Source organism: Streptomyces sp. NPDC046335 (genome assembly GCF_055587985.1).
Genome location: NZ_JBVJFF010000012.1, coordinates 388103 through 407673 on the forward strand (window position 1 = coordinate 388103; position 19571 = coordinate 407673).

15 protein-coding genes and 1 pseudogene are annotated in these 19571 nt (G+C 71.6%); 6 read left to right on the forward strand and 10 right to left on the reverse strand.

The genetic code is table 11. The features are described 5' to 3' along the window. Positions 1-165: 165 nt before the first annotated feature. The 3 genes from ACZ6JY_RS29960 (at position 166) to ACZ6JY_RS29970 (ending at position 3662) form a co-directional block, all read left to right on the forward strand. Positions 166-1107, forward strand: a complete 942-nt coding sequence (locus ACZ6JY_RS29960) for a DUF3558 domain-containing protein (RefSeq protein ID WP_469200745.1) — start codon at positions 166-168, stop codon at positions 1105-1107. Positions 1108-1251: 144 nt separating this feature from the next. Beyond that, on the forward strand, positions 1252-2178 hold the full coding sequence (locus ACZ6JY_RS29965) for a DUF3558 domain-containing protein (protein WP_469200747.1): 927 nt from the start codon (positions 1252-1254) through the stop codon (positions 2176-2178). 188 nt (positions 2179-2366) lie between these two features. Then, the gene (locus ACZ6JY_RS29970; RefSeq protein WP_469200749.1) at positions 2367-3662 is read left to right on the forward strand and encodes a DUF2637 domain-containing protein; all 1296 of its coding nucleotides are present in this window, start codon (positions 2367-2369) and stop codon (positions 3660-3662) included. A gap of 68 nt (positions 3663-3730) precedes the next feature. Here ACZ6JY_RS29970 and lysS read toward each other — a convergent pair whose 3' ends face one another. Beyond that, complete coding sequence (lysS, locus tag ACZ6JY_RS29975; protein ID WP_469200751.1) at positions 3731-5512, reverse strand: lysine--tRNA ligase; 1782 nt, start codon at positions 5510-5512, stop codon at positions 3731-3733. Positions 5513-5726: 214 nt separating this feature from the next. On the opposite strand from lysS, the gene argS reads away from it, so the two are divergent. Beyond that, complete coding sequence (gene argS / locus ACZ6JY_RS29980) at positions 5727-7502, forward strand: arginine--tRNA ligase (protein ID WP_469200753.1); 1776 nt, start codon at positions 5727-5729, stop codon at positions 7500-7502. 13 nt (positions 7503-7515) lie between these two features. On the opposite strand, the gene ACZ6JY_RS29985 is transcribed toward argS, so the two are convergent. After that, the gene (locus ACZ6JY_RS29985; RefSeq protein ID WP_469200755.1) at positions 7516-8709 is read right to left on the reverse strand and encodes an aminotransferase-like domain-containing protein; all 1194 of its coding nucleotides are present in this window, start codon (positions 8707-8709) and stop codon (positions 7516-7518) included. A 104-nt stretch (positions 8710-8813) separates the two neighbouring features. After that, on the reverse strand, positions 8814-10214 hold the full coding sequence (locus ACZ6JY_RS29990) for a helix-turn-helix domain-containing protein (RefSeq protein ID WP_469200757.1): 1401 nt from the start codon (positions 10212-10214) through the stop codon (positions 8814-8816). 204 nt (positions 10215-10418) lie between these two features. Between ACZ6JY_RS29990 and ACZ6JY_RS29995 the strand changes: the two genes are divergently transcribed. Then, positions 10419-10949, forward strand: a complete 531-nt coding sequence (locus ACZ6JY_RS29995; protein ID WP_469200759.1) for a DUF4232 domain-containing protein — start codon at positions 10419-10421, stop codon at positions 10947-10949. A gap of 19 nt (positions 10950-10968) precedes the next feature. Here the strand turns inward: ACZ6JY_RS29995 and ACZ6JY_RS30000 are convergent. After that, positions 10969-11109, reverse strand: a pseudogene (locus tag ACZ6JY_RS30000) (ATP-binding protein); the annotation flags it as partial. A gap of 270 nt (positions 11110-11379) precedes the next feature. Here ACZ6JY_RS30000 and ACZ6JY_RS30005 point away from each other — a divergent pair. Further along, positions 11380-12267: an NAD(P)-dependent oxidoreductase gene (locus tag ACZ6JY_RS30005; protein WP_469200761.1), complete on the forward strand. Its 888-nt coding sequence runs from the start codon at positions 11380-11382 to the stop codon at positions 12265-12267. 25 nt (positions 12268-12292) lie between these two features. On the opposite strand, the gene ACZ6JY_RS30010 is transcribed toward ACZ6JY_RS30005, so the two are convergent. From ACZ6JY_RS30010 to ACZ6JY_RS30035, 6 genes are all read right to left on the reverse strand, one after another. Then, on the reverse strand, positions 12293-13273 hold the full coding sequence (locus tag ACZ6JY_RS30010; protein WP_469200763.1) for a zinc-binding dehydrogenase: 981 nt from the start codon (positions 13271-13273) through the stop codon (positions 12293-12295). A 93-nt stretch (positions 13274-13366) separates the two neighbouring features. Further along, positions 13367-14356, reverse strand: a complete 990-nt coding sequence (hemB, locus tag ACZ6JY_RS30015; protein ID WP_469200765.1) for a porphobilinogen synthase — start codon at positions 14354-14356, stop codon at positions 13367-13369. Positions 14357-14420: 64 nt separating this feature from the next. After that, positions 14421-16079, reverse strand: a complete 1659-nt coding sequence (locus ACZ6JY_RS30020) for a bifunctional uroporphyrinogen-III C-methyltransferase/uroporphyrinogen-III synthase (protein ID WP_469200767.1) — start codon at positions 16077-16079, stop codon at positions 14421-14423. Continuing rightward, the gene (gene hemC, locus ACZ6JY_RS30025) at positions 16076-17035 is read right to left on the reverse strand and encodes a hydroxymethylbilane synthase (RefSeq protein WP_469200769.1); all 960 of its coding nucleotides are present in this window, start codon (positions 17033-17035) and stop codon (positions 16076-16078) included. Before hemC ends, ACZ6JY_RS30020 begins: the two co-directional genes overlap by 4 nt. After that, a complete protein-coding gene (locus ACZ6JY_RS30030; protein WP_469200771.1) occupies positions 17032-18738 on the reverse strand; it encodes a glutamyl-tRNA reductase in 1707 nt (568 codons plus the stop codon). The genes hemC and ACZ6JY_RS30030 overlap by 4 nt, the downstream gene beginning before the upstream one ends. Then, positions 18735-19490 (reverse strand): redox-sensing transcriptional repressor Rex, encoded by a 756-nt coding sequence (locus ACZ6JY_RS30035; RefSeq protein ID WP_469200773.1) that lies wholly within the window; start codon positions 19488-19490, stop codon positions 18735-18737. Before ACZ6JY_RS30035 ends, ACZ6JY_RS30030 begins: the two co-directional genes overlap by 4 nt. Positions 19491-19571: the final 81 nt, after the last annotated feature.

The window sequence follows — 19571 nt, forward strand, 5'->3', positions numbered from 1 at the left end:
CATTCCCCCGTAATCGGCTACAAGCCCAGAATCGCAAATACCGGAGCCAAGGTCGACGAAAAGGGTGACGGACCGGCATCCACGGCAGTGCGTGCGATAGACATTGTGTCCACCGGTCGCCCACCAGCGGCAACCGAATAACCAGCGACGAGAGAGGCCATCACGGTGCAGCGGAAGGTCTACGTACCCGGTGTCGCCGCGCTCCTGGCGGCCGTGCTCGCCGGCTGCACCGGTGGCTCCGGCCTCGGCGACGACGCCGGCGACTCCAAGCCGGGCGACACCGGCAGCTCCACCGCCCCCGCGGAGCCGGGCAAGTACCGCACGCTCCCCGAGCCCTGCGGCGAGGTCGAGCCGAGCACGCTCGACGCCATGCTGCCCGGCATGGAGGAGATGGACGACGAACAGCGCGAGAAGGCGTACGAGGGGACGCCCACGGTCACGTACGACACCGACCGCCGCGTGGGCTGCCGCTGGAAGGTCGAATCGTCCGGCGCCTCGCACCACCTCCTCGTCGACTTCGAGCGCGTCGTCTCGTACGACGCCACCGTCAGCGACGACGACCGCGCCACGGAGCTCTACGCGAAGAAGCGCGAGGCCGCCGACCTGCCCGAGGCCCCCGCCCCGGACCCCGCCGACAGCGCCGACGAGGAGTCCGGCGACCCCGAGGACTCCCCCGGCGACGACGACAAGCCCCAGAGCGGCAAGACCGAGGGTGACAAGGCCGCGAGCGGCAAGACCGAGGGCGGCAAGGCCGAGAGCAGCGAGACCCCGGGCGGCACGGACAAGGACGGCACGGACAAGGGCGGCGAGGACAAGGGCGGCGAGGACGACAGTGCCGCCACCCGGCCCGCCACCCCGCCCGCCGGTCTTGAGCCGCGCGTTCTCGACGACCTCGGCGACGAGGCGTTCCTCGACGACGCCCTCACCACCGCCGCGTCGGCCACCCGTCACCGCACCGTGACTGTGGTGTTCCGCACGTCGAACGTCATCGTGACCATCGAGTACGACGAGCAGCCCGGCCGGCGCACGGATGTCCCCGACAGCAAGGAAATGCAGGACAAAGCGCAGGAACTGGCCGACAGCCTGGTGTCGAAGTTCGACGAGTAGGCGATGGCCCGGCGCTCGCGGGAGGGGCCCCGGGCCCCGTGAACAAGAGCCGTCCGTGGTCCCATGCGCGTACGGTGTCCACTCGGACCCCGACGACGTCACGAGACGAACCGGACGTCACGAGACGAACTGAGTGAAGGAACCATGCACCGACCTGCACAGCGAAAGCGACAGCTCCGCAGCCGCCTCCTCGTCTGCGCGGCCGCCGTACCGGTGATCCTCGTCGCCTCCGGCTGCTCCTCCGACTCCGACTCCGGATCCGGCTCCGACGGGGCCAAGAAGGACTCGGGCACCAAGTCCTCCGCCTCGGCCAAGGGCGGGGACAAGGCCGCGAGCGTGGAGAAGGCCGCGTACAGCAAGCTCCCCGAGCCCTGCGAGGTCCTTTCGAAGAAGTCCCTGGAGGACCTGGTCCCCAAGGCGAAGGACAAGACGGGCAAGGCCGGCACGTCCAACGACACGGCCGTGCGCGGAAGCTGCTCCTGGGACAGCCTCGCCAACAACGGCGTGGCCGGTTCGCAGTTCCGCTGGCTGCGCGTCTCGCTGCTGCGCTTCGACTCGGACGCCTCGCTCGGCAGCGGCGCCAAGCGTGCGCAGGAGAACTTCGCCAAGCAGGTCGCGGACGCCCAGGCGACCAAGGACGCCAAGGGCGTCAAGGCGGAGCCGGTGCAGGGTGTCGGCGAAGAGGCGACGCTGGTGCGCTACGACCTGAAGAAGGACAAGGACACCTTCAAGCAGCAGACGGTCGTGACGCGCGTCGAGAACGCGGTCGTCACGATCGACTACAACGGCGCGGGCCTCGCCGGCGACAAGGCGCCGGACTCCGGTGACCTCTCGAAGGCCGCGGAGAAGGCCGCGAAGGAGGCGGCTGCCTCCGTCGTCTCCGCCAACGAGGGCGGCGGCAAGGCCTCCGGCCCGAGCGAGAAGCCGAAGGCGGACGAGTCCAAGAAGGACGAGGACGCGCCGAAGGACGACGGCGCGAAGGACGAGGACGCGAAGAAGTCCGACGGCTCGAAGTCGGACGCCGCGAAGTCGGACGGCTCGAAGTCCGGTGACTCCAAGGCCAAGTCCTGACGCCGGATCTCAATTCGCCGCATAAGCAAAGCATTTGACGGAGCCCGGCCCCTGGGGGCCGGGCTCCGGGCGTACCGGCCCATGGCCCACGCGCACACGTGTGCCAGGCTGTCGCACGCAACAAGCCGACACAGGCTCGCAGTAAAGCCGGCAGAGGCTGAACAGGGAGGGGTTCGCGGGTGGCCGCGATGCAGCTGACACGCACGCACCGGATACTCATCGGAGTGGTCGTCGCCGGTGCGGTCGTCATCGCCGGGATCGGCTTCGCGGGGTCGTACGCGGCCGTGCGCGAGCTCGCCGAGGAGAAGGGCTTCGGCAGCTTCTCGGTGGTCTTCCCCATCGGCATCGACGCGGGCATCTGCGTCCTGCTGGCCCTGGACCTCCTGCTGACCTGGATCCGCATCCCCTTCCCGCTGCTGCGCCAGACCGCCTGGCTGCTCACGGCGGCGACGATCGCGTTCAACGGCGCGGCGGCCTGGCCGGACCCGCTCGGCACGGGCATGCACGCGGTGATCCCCATACTCTTCGTGGTCGCCGTGGAGGCCGCGCGGCACGCGATCGGGCGGATCGCGGACATCACCGCCGACAAGCACATGGAGGGCGTGCGCCTCACCCGGTGGCTGCTCTCGCCGCTGCCGACGTTCCTGCTGTGGCGGCGCATGAAGCTGTGGGAGCTGCGCTCCTACGACCAGGTGATCAAGCTGGAGCAGGAGCGGCTCGTCTACCAGGCCAGGCTCCGCTCCCGCTTCGGCCGCTCCTGGCGCCGCAAGGCTCCGGTGGAGTCGCTGATGCCGCTGCGTCTTGCCCGCTACGGCGTGCCCCTGGCCGAGACCGCCCCCGCGGGCCTGGCCGCCGCCGGCATCGAACCGGCGCTGCTGCCCCCGGCCCCCGCGGCGGCCCGGCCCCAGGAGGTCACGGCCCTGGCCCCGGCGGCAGAGCTGCCCGCGGCACCAGCCCCGGCCCCGGCTCCCGAGCCCACTCCCGCCCCGGCTCCGGCTCCGGCTCCGGCTCCGGCCCCCGCTCCCGCTCCCGCTCCCGCCGAAGCGGAACAGCCCGCCCTGAGCCCGTGGTTCGTCGGCAAGGACCCGCAGGAAGTGTCCTACGAGGGCGGCTACGACCCCACGTACGACCCGGCCCCCGAGCAGCCGCAGCCCCAGCAGCAACACGCACAGCCGCAGCCGGACCCGGAGTTCCCGGTGCCCAACGGCTCCGGCGGCACCCGCCCCTTGGGCCACCCGGGCTTCCCGCAGCAGCCGCAGCCCGAGCCCCAGGAGGCCGCGCCGCAGGCCTCGCCCACCGACGAGGAGCTGTACCAGGTCTTCCGTCAGTCGATAGCGGGCGAGGGCATGCCGACGCCGGGCGCCTTCGCGGCGAACGCCGAGGCCGCCTACGGCCTGCGCCTCCAGTCGCGCGAACTCAACGCCTACATGGACCAGTTCACGGCCCGCCTCAACGACGAACTGATGGAGGACCACATCGCGTAGAGCGGTGTGCGGCCCGCGGCAAGCGAAAGGGCCCCGCTTCCGAAGAAGCGAGGCCCTTCACGTGACCGCTAGGCGGAAAGCAGCTTCCTGACCCGCTCCGCGCCCACGGCGAGCAACAGCGTGGGCAGTCGCGGACCCGTCTCCCGGGTCACGAGAAGCCGGTACAGCAGCGCGAAGAACGTGCGCTGGGAGACCTTGATCTCCGGCGGGAGCTCCTTGGCCGTGGCGTCGGCGGGGAAGCCGGCGCGGACCTTCGGGACGCCGTACACCAGGTGCGTGAGCCCGTCGAGGGACCAGTGCTCGTCGAGGCCCTCCAGGAGCAGCCGCAGCGATTCGCGGGACTCGTCGTCGAGGGACGCGAGCAGCTCGGTGTCGGGCTCGGCGCGCACGATGGTGCGGGCCTCGGCCGGGACCTGGGTGGTGATCCAGTTCTCGGCGCGGTCGAGCCGCGGCCGGGCCTCGTCCAGGGACGCGATCGGGTCCGACGGGTCCAGGTCACGCAGGATGCGCAACGTCTGGTCCTCGGCACCGGCGGTGATGTCGGCGACCGAGGCCAGCGTGCGGTACGGCAGCGGGCGCGGGGTGCGCGGCAGCTCACCGGCGGCGGTGCGCACCGCCCGGGAGTGGGCGGAGGCGTCGGCGGGCAGCGCCGAGCCGTCGGCGACCTTGGACTCCAGCTTGTCCCACTCGTCGTAGAGCCGCTGGATCTCCTGGTCGAAGGCGATCTTGAAGGACTGGTTGGGCCTGCGGCGCGCGTACAGCCAGCGAAGCAGCGGCGCCTCCATGATCTTCAGCGCGTCGGCCGGGGTCGGCACGCCGCCCTTGGAGGAGGACATCTTCGCCATGCCGGAGATGCCGACGAAGGCGTACATGGGGCCGATGGGCTGTACGCCGTCGAAGATCTGCCGCACGATCTGGCCGCCGACGACGAACGACGAACCGGGGGACGAGTGGTCCACGCCGCTCGGCTCGAAGACGACGCCCTCGTACGCCCAGCGCATGGGCCAGTCGACCTTCCAGACCAGCTTGCCGCGGTTGAACTCGCTGAGCCGGACGGTCTCGCCGAAGCCGCACGCCGTGCAGGTGTAGACCAGCTCGGTGGACTCGTCGTCGTACGAGACGACGGTCGTCAGGTCCTTCTCGCACCGGCCGCAGTACGGCTTGTACGGGAAGTAGCCGCTGGCGCCGCCGCTGCCGTCGTCCTCGGAGGCCGCGCCGGAGCCCTCGGCGGCCTCGATCTCGGCCTCGTCGACGGGCTTCTGCTGCTTGCCCTTGCCCGCCTTGGCCGGGTCCTTCTTGGTGCGGTACTGGTCGAGGATGGCGTCGATGTCGCCGCGGTGCCTCATCGCGTGCAGGATCTGCTCGCGGTAGACGCCCGAGGTGTACTGCTCGGTCTGGCTGATCCCGTCGTACTCGACGCCGAGTTCGGTGAGCGCCTCGGCCATGGCGGCCTTGAAGTGCTCGGCCCAGTTCGGGTACGCCGAGCCCGCCGGGGCGGGCACGGAGGTGAGCGGCTTGCCGATGTGCTCGGCCCAGGTCTCGTCGACACCGGGGACGCCGGCCGGGACCTTGCGGTAGCGGTCGTAGTCGTCCCAGGAGATCAGGTGGCGGACCTGGTGGCCGCGCCGCCGGATCTCGTCGGCGACGAGGTGCGGGGTCATGACCTCGCGGAGGTTGCCGAGGTGGATCGGGCCCGAGGGGGACAGTCCGGAGGCGACGACGATCACCGGCGCGGCAGCGTCGGATTGTTTCGCACCCGGGGCACGACGCTCCGACTCCGCGATGACCTCGTCCGCGTAGCGGGAGACCCAGTCGGTGGTATCGGTGCTCTGAGCTGCCACGATCGGCACGTCCTCTTGTTTCCTCGGGGTTCCTGGAAGCTGGCCTCCGCCATTGTCCCAGACGGAGCGACCCGGTCCGGGGCCCCGTTCAAACGAGGGGAACCGGTGTCCGCCCTCATGGGACACTTGACGGGCACGGCGACGCATCTCATTTACCGCGTCCCGTTCACCAGAATCCACGTCCAGAATCCACGTCCTCACGAACTCACGAGAACGGAAGCTCATGGCCCCGGTCACGTCCCTCACCGCCTCCGTCCACCAGCGCCTCGCGGACGCCCTTTCGGCTGCCCTGCCGGAAGCCGGTGCCGCGGACCCGCTGCTGCGACGCAGCGACCGGGCCGACTTCCAGGCCAACGGCATCCTGGCGCTCGCCAAGAAGCTCAAGGGCAACCCGCGGGAGCTGGCCACGCAGGTCGTCTCCGGGATCACCGCCCCCGAGCTGATCAAGGACATCGAGGTCTCCGGGCCCGGCTTCCTGAACATCACGGTCACCGACGAGGCGATCACCAGGAACCTCGCGGCGCGGGCGGCGGACGGCGAGCGGCTCGGCGTGCCGTACGCGGCGGACGCGGGCACGACGGTGATCGACTACGCCCAGCCGAACGTCGCCAAGGAGATGCACGTCGGTCACCTGCGGAACTCGGTGATCGGTGACTCGGTCGTCCAGCTCCTGGAGTTCACCGGTGAGAAGGTCGTCCGGCGCCACCACATCGGCGACTGGGGCACGCAGTTCGGCATGCTCGTGCAGTACCTGCTCGAGCACCCGGACGAGCTGAGCCACAAGGACGCCGAGGGCGAGCTGGCCGGCGAGGAGGCGATGTCGAGCCTCAACCGCGTCTACAAGGCCTCGCGCACGCTCTTCGACTCCGACGAGGAGTTCAAGACGCGGGCCCGGCGCCGGGTGGTCGACCTCCAGGCCGGTGACCCGGAGACGCTCGCGATCTGGCAGCGGTTCGTGGACGAGTCGAAGATCTACTTCTACTCGGTCTTCGACAAGCTGGACGTAGCGATCCGCGACGAGGACATCGTCGGCGAGTCCGGTTACAACGACATGCTGGCGGAGACCTGCCGCATGCTGGAGGAGTCCGGCGTCGCCGTCCGGTCGAACGGCGCGCTGTGCGTCTTCTTCGACGACGTGAAGGGCCCGGACGGCAATCCGTCGCCGCTGATCGTCCAGAAGTCCGACGGCGGCTTCGGGTACGCGGCCACCGACCTCTCGGCGATCCGCGACCGCGTCTTCAACCTGAAGGCGGACACGCTGGTCTACGTGGTGGACGTGCGGCAGTCCCTGCACTTCAAGATGGTCTTCGAGACGGCCCGCAGGGCGGGCTGGCTCACCGACGGCGTCAAGGCGGTGCAGCTCGGCTTCGGCACGGTCCTCGGCAAGGACGGCAAGCCGTTCAAGACGCGTGAGGGCGAGACGGTGCGCCTGATCGACCTCCTCGACGAGGCGATCGAGCGGGCGACGTCGGTCGTGCGCGAGAAGAACAACGACAAGGTCGGCCTCACCGAGGAGGAGATCGTCGAGAACGGCAGGCAGATCGGCATCGGTGCCGTGAAGTACGCCGACCTCTCGACCTCGGCCGCGCGTGACTACAAGTTCGACCTGGACCAGATGGTCTCGCTGAACGGCGACACGTCGGTCTACCTCCAGTACGCGTACGCCCGTATCAAGTCGATCCTGCGGCTGCGCGGCGAGGCCTCGCCGGCGGCCCACCCCGAGCTGGAGCTCGTCGGGGCCGAGCGGGCGCTCGGCCTGCACCTGGACCAGTTCGCGGCGACGGTCGCCGAGGCCGCCCAGGAGTACGCCCCGCACAAGCTGGCGGCGTACCTCTACCAGCTCGCCTCGCTCTACACGACGTTCTACGCCGAGTGCCCGGTCCTGAAGGCGGAGACCCCCGCCCAGGTGGAGAACCGCCTGTTCCTGTGCGACATCACGGCGAGCACGCTGCACCAGGGCATGGCCCTGCTGGGCATCAGGACGCCCGAGCGCCTCTGACCCCGTACGCCGCTCAGCTGACCAGTGCGTCGCCCAGCCGCCGGAGGCCCTCCGCGATCTCCTCCGGCGTCTGGGTGACGAAGCACAGCCGCAGCGTCGCCCGGTCCGGCTCGCCCGCGTAGAAGGGGGCTCCGGGGACGTACGCCACGTCATGCGTGATGACCTTCCGCAGCAGCTCCGTGGTGTCCACGGCGCCCGGCAGCCGGGCCCACAGGAACATGCCGCCCTCGGGACGGCTCCACACGGAGCCCTCCGGCAGCGCGGACGGCAGGCCCGCGAGCATGGCGTCCCGGCGTTCGCCGTACACCCGGGCGACGCGGGCGACGTGTGCGTCCAGGTCGTTGTCGGCCATGTACCGCGCCACGGCCAACTGGTTGACGGTGGGGGTGTGCAGGTCGGCCGCCTGCTTGGCGACGACACACGCGCGTACGAGCGCCGCGGGCCCCCGCAGCCAGCCGAGCCGCAGGCCCGGCGCCATGACCTTGGAGAAGCTGCCGAGCAGCACCGTGCGGTCCTCGGCCCCCGGGTACGTGGCGATCCACGGCACCCGCTCGCCCTCGAACCGCAGCTCCCCGTAAGGGTCGTCCTCGATGATCCACAGGCCCCGCCGCGCGGCCACGGCGGCGATCTCCGCGCGCCGCCCGGCGGACAGCGTGCGGCCCGTCGGGTTCTGGAAGGTGGGGACGGTGTAGAGCAGCTTCGGCCGGTGCGCCGCGACGAGTCCGTCGAGCGCGGCCGGGTCGATGCCCTCGTCGTCGCCCGGCACCGCGATGACGTGCGCCCCGGCGAAGGAGAACGCCTGAAGTGCCGCCAGGTAGCAGGGGCTCTCGACGAGGACGGTGTCCCCGGGCTCGACGAGCACCGTCGCGAGCAGCGAGAGCGCCTGCTGCGAACCGGTGGTGACGAGGATGTCGTCCGCCCCGGTGGGCAGCCCGCGCGCCGCGGTCCGGGCGGCTATCGCGGTACGGAGGACGGGCTCGCCCTCCGTCGTGGAGTACTGGAGTGCCGTCCCTGGCGTCGTCGTCAGGACGGCCTGGAACGCGGCGGCCACCCCCACCGCGTCGAACAGCTCGGGCGCGGGCAGCCCGCCCGCGAAGTTGATGACCTCGGGCCGCGCGGTGACCGCGAGGATGTCCCGCACGGGAGAGCCGCCGACGGTGGCGGCGCGGGCCGCGAGCGCGGGGACGGGGGCATCGGTGACGGTCATCAGGGGCTCCTTTGTTTCCCGGCAGCGTAATGACCCGTGTGCCGCTTACCGGTGGCATTCCGGGATGCGGACGTACGGGGAGCGCTCCCGCACGTCGCCGTGTCCTACTCCTGTGAGTCGTTGTCGCGGTTCGTCTTCGTCCACTTCTTGGTGTCGAGCGAATACCCGAAGACGGGGCGGCCCTTGTCGCCGCTCGTGGCGAACGGCTTGCCCGTGTCGTCGATGCGTACCGTGCCCTGCCGGGTGCCGCTGGACCACTCCAGCTCCAAGTACCAGCGTACGTAGCGGTTGTTGGCGGTCGCGTTGATGTAGAACGCCTCGGGGTCGCTCGCGCTCACCTTGTAGGGGAAGCCGCTGTCCCCTTCCAGGGGGGTGGGGCGGGGCACCGCCGCGTCCAGGTTGACGGCGAAGGAGTGCTGGGGCACGTTGCCTCCGCAGCCGACGCCGAGGTACCCCATCTTGTAGTTGTTCCATGTGAGGGGCGCGCTGGTCCCGGCGACGCGGACGTTCAGGGACTCCAGGACGACGGTGTCCTTGCCCGTGCCCTGCACGGTCAGCTTCACGGTCTGGTTCCTCGCGGAGACCCCGCCGTTCGCGGCCACCCAACTGGCGGCGTCCTGCTCGTTGGGGGGCGGGGAGAGGACGCCGGGTTCCTTGTCGACGAGGTAGGGGTGACCGCAGGGATTCTCCCAGTGCTGGGCCTGGGTGGAGACGGTCACCGGGACACCGCCCTGTTCCGCGCCGCCGCCCTTGCCGCCGCCCCCGTCGCCGGAGACCCCCGGCTCGCCCCCGGACCCCTTGTCCTTGCCGCCCGGCTTCGCGGAGGCCGTGGCGTCCTTGCCCTGCTTGTCCTCGCCGGACTTCTTGCCGGACTCCTTCGCGGAGGGCGAGGCGGAGCCGGTGCCTCCCGGGCTCCGCTGCCCCTCGCCGCCGTACGCGCTCGGCGAGTCGGCGGACACGCGGTCGCGGGCGCCGCCGCCACCGCCGGAGGCGGCCTGCACGGCGAAGGCGGTGGCACCGAGCGCGACGACCACACCGGCGGCCACCAGGACACGCGCCCTGGGCAGACGCCTCCCCTCGCGCCCCTCCACCACCGTGGTGGCCGGACCGATGACGATGCCGGGCGCCCCGTCGTCGGAGTCCGCGTCACCGTCGAAGCCCGAAGCCTCCGGTTCGGCGGAGGAGGCCCCGGCGGAGGAGGCCTCGGCGGTGTCCGGTGCCGCGGCAGCAGCGGCGGAGGGCGGCGGTTCGCCCTCCTTCCTGTCCCCGCGTGACGCGTCGGCCAGGATCCACCGCCGGTGGACCTCGACCATCTCCTCACGCGAGGCTCCGCACACCCGGGCAAGCCGCTCCAACGGAGCGAACTCCGTCGGTACGGCAGCTCCCTGCACATATCGGTGCAGCGTCGACGTCGACACGTGCAGCCGCTTGGCCAGCACCCCGTAACTGAGCCCCGACCGCTCCTTCAACTCTCGGAGCAACTCCGCGAGATCGCCCGCGCCCACGCTGTCCCCATCCCATTCAGCCGTTCCAAGGAACGGCGTTTTCCCAGTTCAGAGCCGTACGAACGTCCCAGCGTCCCGTACTGCCGTCTCACGATGGCTACTGGGACGAATGACGGCACAAGCTGTGGGCCATACAAGCACGCCGCATCGGAGGACCTCTCGGCGCGGCGCACGTAGCTCCCGTCACACCGAAAGAGACAAGCCATGCGCATCAGCACCAAGGCCGCCGCCACCCTCGCCGCCGTCACCGCGGCCCTCTCCCTCACCGCGCTCGGAGGTGCCGCTTCGGCCGCACCCTCCGCCGCCAAGTCGACCCCGGTCACCTGCACCGCCGCCACCACGAAGGTCACCGTGAAGCAGGTCGACCGCCCGGTCAACCACCTGCTCGTGGAGGCCAAGAACACGGGTACGAAGACCTGCTACGCGTACGGCGCCCCGTTCCTGCGCTTCGACCAGGGCCAGTCCGCCACGCCGTGGCTGGAGGAGAGCCAGCCCCAGGCGGTCGTCACCCTGAAGCCGGGCCAGACGGCGTACGCGTCCATCGGCACGTCCTCCCCCGACGGCTCCAACGGCTCCGTGACGCACGACCTGGACGTCAGCTTCTCCAACCGCGCGATGGACGGCAGCGTGGGCTCCCCGGCGTCGCCGAAGCTTCCGGCCGACGGCGTGTACGTGGACAGCTCGGCGTACGTCAGCTACTGGCAGACCACGGCTGCCGACGCCCTGGCGTGGTGACGGCGGCTTCCACCTGCCACTAACACCACACGACCTTGCCCGGGTCGCGCTCTCCGACGCCCCACACATCGGAGAGCGCGGCCACAAGCAGGAGCCCACGCCCCTCCCCCCCCCCGTCGGGCCGCACGCCTTCCGGAACACCCCCGACCGAAAAGTGCAGAAGAATTCCAGGGCTCAGAGGCAAAGCCCCAGGTCGGGGTGGAGGGGGTTGGGACTTCTCTGCGACACGCGGAGCAACAGGGGCTGGGCGGCGCCCCGGACGTCGGCCCACGGAAGCCATCCCCCACCGGACCCGCTCACTGACCAGCAGGTGAGTACGCACTAAATAGTGCGTACTTGTCGCATCCGCAGGGCCCCACAAGGATCAAAGGCGTACCCAGAACCCGGAAACGCACCCGGGAATCCCCGGTCAACGCCTCCAAGGAGCCCCGTGTCCACCAAAAGCAGCACCAACGCCCCCGTATCCGTCCTCGGCCTCGGCCTCATGGGGACGGCGCTCGCCTCCGCGCTCCTGAAGGCCGGCCACCGCACCACCGTGTGGAACCGCACCGCGTCCAAGACTGGTCCCCTCGCGGCGCAGGGCGCGGTCCCGGCCGCCACGGTGAAGGGTGCCGTCGAGGCGAGCCCGCTCGTGATCGTCTGCCTCACGACCAATGACGACGTACGTACGCTGCTCGCGCCGGAGGTCGACGCCCTCGCGGGGCGTACGGTCGTGAACCTCACCAACGGCACCCCGGAGCAGGCGCGGGAGCTGGCGCGCTGGGCGGGCGAGCATGGCGTCTCGTACGTCGACGGCGGCATCATGGCCGTCCCGCAGACGATCGCCACGCCCGCCGCGTACATCCTCTACAGCGGCACCGACGAGGAGGCGTACGAGGCCCACCGCCCCACGCTGGCCGCGCTCGCGGACACCAAGTGGGTCGGCAAGGACCCGGGCGCCGCCGCGCTGTACGACCTGTCCCTGCTCACGGGGATGTACGGCATGGTGATGGGCGTCGTGCAGGCCTACGCCCTGATCGGCAGCGCGGGCGTCCCCGCCCGTGAGTTCGCGCCGCTGCTCAAGGAGTGGGTCGGCGCGATGACCGAGGGGCTGGTGCCCGGCATGGCCGAGGCGCTGGACTCCGGGCAGCACCTGACCGACGTGTCCTCCCTGGCCGTCAACCAGGCCGCGTTGCCGAACTTCCTCACCGCGTACGACCAGGCGGGCGTCAGCAGTGATCTCTTCAGGCCGCTTCAGGGCCTCCTGGACCGGGCGGTCGAGGCGGGGCACGCCGCCGACGGCCTGTCTCGCCTGGCCACGCTCCTGAGGAAGGATTGAGCGCGCGCCGCCCGGCCCAGGGGGCTCAGGGGACCAGGACGACCTTGCCCGTCGTCTCCCTGCGTTCCATCGCCGCGTGCGCCCGCGCCGCCTCCGCCAGCGGGAACGACTGCCAGGAAGGCACCAACTCCCCCTTGGCCGCCGCCTCCAGCGACTCCCGCTCGTGGGCGGGGCCGTCCTCTCGGCGTCCGATGAGTTCGAGCAGCGCGTTGACATGAGTGATGCCGCGCTCCGCGAGGAGTTCGGGGGCCGGCTCGAAGGCCTCCTGCGAGGCCCAGCCGATGACGACGTACCGGCCGCCGTCGCCGAGCAGTTCGAAGGCCGACGCGGCCTTCTCGCCGCCGACGCCGTCCAGGATCGCGGTGACGGGGCGGCCGCCGCCGAGGCGTTCGCGCACCGTCTCCTGCCAGCCGGGGCGGTTGTAGTCGACGGCGACGTCGGCGCCGAGCGCCCGTACCGCGTCGGCCTTCGCGGGGCCGCCCGCCGCCCCGACGACCGTCGCCCCGAGGGCATGCGCGTACTGCACGACGAGCCGTCCGACGCCACCGGCGGCGGAGGTCACCAGGACCACGTCCTCGGGGCGGAGCCGGGCGATGCCGAGCAGGCCCATGGTGGTGGCGCCGGTCACGACCATGGTGACGGCGTCCTCGAAGCCGAGGCCGTCCGGCACCGCGTGGAGGCCGTCCACGTCGGCGACGGCCAGCTCGGCGTAGCCGCCGGGCGCCCCGTGCGCGGTGACGACGGAGCGGCCGAGCCAGGACGGGTCGACGCCGGGGCCGACCGCGTCGACGACGCCCGCGACCTCACCGCCGAAGACGGCGGGCAGCTCCGGCAGCGGCGGCGCCTTGTCCGAGGCCTCGCCGGTCCGCATCACGGTCTCGACGAAGTGCGCCCCGGCGGCCCGTACGGCGATACGCGCCTGGCCGGGCCCCGCGACGGGGTCCGGCCAGGTCTCGTACGTCAGGTTCTCGGCGGGTCCGAACTCGTGCAGGACGACAGCGTGCATGGTGTGCTCCTCGGAACGCGTGAACGAGCTTCGACACACACCACCCTGCGACCTCGACCAAAGTTGAGGTCAAGAGTTGCCGCCCGGACCGCGCTAGAGCTGCCGCGCCGCCTCGGTCGCCCAGTACGTCAGGATCATGCCGGCGCCCGCGCGCTTGATGCCCGTGAGGGACTCCATGATCGCCTTGTCGCGGTCGATCCAGCCCCGCTCGGCGGCGGCCTCGATCATCGCGTACTCGCCGCTGACCTGGTACGCGGCCACCGGCACGTCGACCGCGTCGGCGACCTTCGCGAGGATGTCGAGGTAGGGACCGGCCGGCTTGACCATCACCATGTCGGCGCCCTCCTCCACGTCGAGCGCCAGTTCCCGCAGGGCCTCCCGGGCGTTGGCCGGGTCCTGCTGGTACGTCTTGCGGTCGCCCTTGAGGGAGGAGCCGACGGCCTCGCGGAAGGGGCCGAAGAAGGCGGAGGAGTACTTCGCGGTGTACGCGAGGATCGACACGTCCTCGTGGCCCGCCTGGTCGAGCGCGTCCCTGGCGACGCCGACCTGACCGTCCATCATGCCGCTCGGGGCCACCACATGGGCGCCCGCGTCGGCCTGGACCTGCGCCATCTCCGCGTACCGCTCCAGGGTCGCGTCGTTGTCCACGCGCCCCTCGGCGTCGAGCACACCGCAGTGCCCGTGGTCGGTGAACTCGTCCAGGCACAGGTCGGACATGACGAGGAGGTCGTCACCCACCTCGGCGCGGACGTCGCGCAGCGCGACCTGGAGGATGCCGTCGGGGTCGGTGCCCACCGTTCCCGCGCCGTCCTTCTTCGACTCCTCCGGCACGCCGTAGAGCATGATCCCGGAGACACCGGCCTCCACCGCCTCGACGGCCGCCTTCTTCAGCGTGTCGCGGGTGTGCTGGTAGACGCCGGGCATGGACTCGATCTCCACCGGGGCGCTGATGCCCTCCCGCACAAAGGCGGGCAGGATCAGATCGGCCGGATGCAGCCGCGTCTCGGCGACCATGCGCCGCATGACCGGAGTCGTCCGCAGCCTCCTGGGCCGCGACCCGGGGAATGACCCGTACTTCGTCACTGACTTCACCTGGATTCGTACCGCTGTTGTCATGGGCGGGCGGGGTGCGCCCGCCCACCCGAACCTACGGCGCCGTGCGCCGACGCCGCGAACCGGGACGCCGCTCGCTCGGCCGTGTCACCGGGTCCCCGGCCTCCAGGGCCGCGGCCCGCCGCTGCGAACCGAACTGGGCCAGCGCCTCGGCGAGCTTGTGGACCGAGGGCTCGGGAGCCATCACGTCCACCCGGAGCCCGTGCTCCTCGGCGGTCTTGGCCGTGGCGGGGCCGATGCAGGCGATCACCGTCACGTTGTGCGGCTTGCCCGCGATGCCGACGAGGTTGCGGACCGTGGAGGAGGAGGTGAAGAGCACGGCGTCGAAGCCGCCGCCCTTGATCGCCTCCCGCGTCTCGGCCGGCGGCGGCGAGGCGCGCACCGTCCGGTAGGCGGTCACGTCGTCGACCTCCCAGCCGAGGTCGATCAGACCCGCGACCAGCGTCTCCGTGGCGATGTCGGCCCGCGGCAGGAACACCCGGTCGATCGGGTCGAAGACCGGGTCGTACGGCGGCCAGTCCTCAAGGAGCCCGGCGGCCGACTGCTCGCCGCTCGGCACCAGGTCCGGCTTGACGCCGAAGGCGATCAGCGCGGCGGCGGTCTGCTCGCCGACGGCCGCGACCTTGATCCCGGCGAAGGCACGCGCGTCGAGCCCGTACTCCTCGAACTTCTCCCGCACCGCCTTGACGGCGTTCACGGAGGTGAAGGCGATCCACTCGTACCGTCCGGTGACGAGCCCCTTGACGGCGCGCTCCATCTGCTGGGGCGTGCGCGGCGGCTCGACCGCGATGGTCGGCACCTCGTGCGGCACGGCCCCGTAGGAGCGGAGCTGGTCGGAGAGCGAGGCGGCCTGCTCCTTCGTACGCGGTACGAGCACCCGCCAGCCGAAGAGCGGCTTCGACTCGAACCACGACAACTGGTCGCGCTGGGCGGCCGAGCTGCGCTCACCGACCACGGCTATGACCGGCCGGCCCCCCTCGGGGGAGGGCAGCACCTTCGTCTGCTTGAAGACCTGCGCGATGGTGCCGAGGGTGGCGTTCCAGGTGCGCTGGCGCGTCGTCGTGCCGCCGACGGTCACGGTCAGCGGGGTGTCGGGCTTGCGGCCCGCGGCCACCAGCTCGCCCGCGGCCGCGGCGACGGAGTCGAGCGACGTCGAGACCACCACGGTCCCGTCGGACGCGCCGACCTCGCTCCAGCAGCGGCCGGACGCCGTACGGGCGTCGATGAACCGCACGTCGGTGCCCTGCGCGTCCCGCAGCGGCACACCGGCGTACGCGGGCACGCCGACGGCCGCCGCGATGCCGGGCACGACCTCGAAGGGGATGCCCTCGGCGGCGCAGGCGAGCATCTCCTCGGCCGCGTACGTGTCGAGGCCGGGGTCGCCGCTGACCGCACGCACGACCCGCCTGCCGCCCCTCGCGGCCTCCATGACAAGATTGGCCGCGGCTCGGAAAGTCGCCGTGTCAGGGGCTGCTGACATGTCGTCAGTCGCCGTCGGCAGGGGTGTGTCCACACCTCCCCTGGCATGCACACGGACGACGTCGAGCACATCCGGCTCGGCGATCAGCACTTCCGCTCGGGTCAGCGCCTCGACGGCGCGCAGGGTCAGCAGTCCCGGATCTCCGGGTCCGGCACCCAGGAAGGTGACGTGCCCGTGTGCGGGAATGCCGGGAAGGTTCGAGGTGGGGCTCAAAGTTCTCGCTCCCCCATCAGACCGGCCGCGCCCTTGGCGAGCATCTCGTCCGCGAGTTCGCGGCCGAGCGCCATGGCTTGGGTCTCCGTCTCGGGCACGGGACCGGTGGTGGACAGCTGCACCAGCGTCGAGCCGTCGGTCGTGCCGACGACGCCGCGCAGGCGCATCTCCTTGACAATCTGCCCGTCGGCCAGCAAGTCGGCCAGTGCGCCCACGGGCGCACTGCAACCGGCTTCCAGGGCGGCGAGCAGGGACCGCTCGGCGCTCACGGCGACCCGTGTGTACGGGTCGTCGAGCTCGGCGAGCGCGGCGGCGAGTGACGCGTTGTGCGCGGCACACTCGATCGCCAGTGCCCCCTGGCCGGGGGCGGGCAGAACAGTGTCGACCGACAGGAAGTCGGTCACCTCGTCGATCCTGCCGACGCGGCTGAGTCCGGCGGCGGCGAGCACGACGGCGTCGAGCTCCCCGTCGCGCACGTATCCGATGCGGGTGTCGATGTTCCCGCGGATCGGCACGGTCTCCACGGTCATGCCGTGGCTGCGCGCGTAGGCGTTGAGCTGCGCCATGCGGCGCGGCGAGCCGGTGCCGACACGGGCGCCCGCGGGCAGCTCCGGGAAGGTCAGGCCGTCGCGCGCGACGAGGATGTCGCGCGGGTCCTCGCGGACCGGCACGGCCGCGAGCACGAGCTCCTCGGGCTGCGTGGTGGGCAGGTCCTTGAGCGAGTGCACGGCGAAGTCGACCTCGCCACGGACGACCGCCTCGCGCAGGGCGGCGACGAAGACGCCGGTGCCGCCGATCTGCGCCAGGTGCTCGCGCGAGGTGTCCCCGTACGTGGTGATCGGCACGAGCTCGACGGGACGCCCCGTCAACTGCCGTACCGCTTCGGCAACTTGGCCCGACTGGGCCATGGCCAGCGTGCTGCGCCTGGTCCCGAGCCTGAGAGCCCTCTCGGTCATGCCCGGCCTCTATTCGGGTCGTCGTTCTCGTTGTTCGTGTGGTCCGCCCTGCTGACCGCCGCGACCGTCTGCGGGTCGAGGTCGAAGAGCGTCCGCAGCGCGTCCGCGTACCCGGCGCCGCCGGGCTCACCGGCGAGCTGCTTCACCCGCACCGTCGGCGCGTGCAGCAGCTTGTCCACGACGCGGCGCACGGTCTGCGTGATCTCCGCGCGCTGCTTGTCCTCCAGGCCCGGCAGCCGTCCTTCGAGCCGGGCCATCTCACCGGCCACCACACCGGCGGCCATGGTGCGCAGGGCGACCACGGTCGGCGTGATGTGCGCGGCACGCTGTGCGGCGCCGAAGGCCGCGACCTCGTCGGAGACGATGCTCCGCACCTGCTCGACGTCGGCGGCCATCGGCGCGTCGGCCGAGGCATCGGCGAGCGACTCGATGTCGACGAGCCGCACGCCCGGGATCCGGTGCACGGCGGCGTCGATGTCACGGGGCATGGCGAGGTCGAGCAGGGCGAGCACCGCCACGCGGGCCGCACCGGCCCAGGGCGACGGGCCGCGCCGCTCCGGCAGCCTGCCCGCGCGGTTCGCGGCCGCCACGAGCGCGGCGATCGCGTCGGCCTCGGCCTGCGGATCGGGGGCCGTGCCCTCGCGCCGCCCGGCCGGGGCGTTGTCCACCCAGGCTCCGTGCTGCTCCAGGGAGGCGGCATCCATCCCGGCGACGGCGGCGTCACCGGCCACGGAGAAGCCGCGTGCCGTGGAGAGGTCGAAGGGACAGGGCTCCTCGCCCGTGTCGACGGGGCGCACGGCGGTGCCCGCCGAACCGCTCCTGGCCTGCGCGGGTACCTCACCGACGCGGGCCTCCGCGGGCACACGGCCCGCGACGGCGGCCGAGACGACGTCCGCGGTCAGCACCAGGCCGGTCGCGCCGGTGCAGGAGACGGCGACATCGGCACGTGTCAGTTCGTCGGCCACGGCGTCCATGGGCACGGCGCGAGCCGTCATCCCGGTGGCGCCGGACTCGCCGAGGATCTCCGCGAGCCGCTCGGCGCGCTCCAGCGTGCGGTTGGCGACCACGACCTCGGTGACCCCGGCGCGCGCGAGCGTCGCCGCGGCGAGCGAGGACATGGAACCGGCGCCGATCACCAGGGCGCGCTTGCCCCTGACCCACTCCCCGACCGGCTCGCGCGCGGCGAGCTGCTCCAGGCCGAAGGTGACGAGCGACTGCCCGGCCCGGTCGATGCCGGTCTCGGAGTGCGCGCGCTTGCCGACCCGCAGGGCCTGCTGGAACAGGTCGTTGAGGAGACGGCCCGCGGTGTGCAGCTCCTGGGCGCGCGCGAGGGTGTCCTTGATCTGCCCGAGGATCTGTCCCTCGCCCACGACCATGGAGTCGAGCCCGCACGCCACCGAGAAGAGGTGGTGGACGGCACGGTCCTCGTAGTGGACGTACAGATAAGGGGTGAGCTCGTCCAGGCCCAGGCCGCTGTGCTGCGCGAGCAGCGTCGACACCTCGGCGACGCCCGCGTGGAACTTGTCGACGTCCGCGTACAGCTCGATGCGGTTGCACGTGGCGAGCACGGCCGCCTCGGTGGCGGGCTCGGCGGCCAGGGTGTCCTGCAACAGCTTGGCCTGCGCGTCCGCGTTCAGCGCGGCCCGCTCAAGGACACTCACCGGGGCGCTGCGATGGCTCAGCCCCACGACAAGGAGGCTCATGCCGGCATCACGGCGGGGACATCCCCGTCGGGTCCCTTGCGGTGCTGCTTGGCGGCGACGGGCGGCGCGACGTCGTCGGACGCCGCGTCCTCGCCGGCCTTGCGCTGCTCGTGGAAGGCGAGGATCTGGAGCTCGATGGAGAGGTCGACCTTGCGCACGTCGACGCCGTCCGGCACGGACAGCACGGTCGGCGCGAAGTTCAGGATGGAGGTCACACCGGCGGCGACGAGCCGCTCGCAGACCTGCTGGGCGGCGCCGGCCGGGGTGGCGATGACGCCGATCGAGACGCCGTTGTCCTCGATGATCTTCTCTAGCTCGTCGGTGTGCTGCACGGGCATGCCGGCCACGGGCTTTCCGGCCATTGCCGGGTCGGCGTCTATCAGTGCCGCGACGCGGAAACCACGCGAGGCGAAGCCGCCGTAGTTGGCCAGGGCGGCGCCGAGGTTGCCGATGCCGACGATGACAACCGGCCAGTCCTGGGTGAGGCCGAGCTCACGGGAGATCTGGTACACGAGATACTCGACGTCATAGCCGACGCCGCGCGTCCCGTAGGAACCGAGGTAGGAGAAGTCCTTGCGCAGCTTCGCGGAGTTGACCCCCGCGGCGGCCGCGAGCTCCTCGGAGGAGACCGTGGGCACCGAGCGCTCCGACAGTGCGGTGAGAGCGCGGAGGTACAGCGGAAGCCTGGCGACGGTGGCCTCGGGAATTCCTCGGCTGCGGGTCGCCGGTCGGTGAGTTCGGCCAGTTGCCACGGTGCTCCTGCGGGTAGAGCGGGGCTGCAGGCGGTCACTCGTCCCCAGACCGCCCCGTCCCCTGCAGGCTATGCCTTTGTG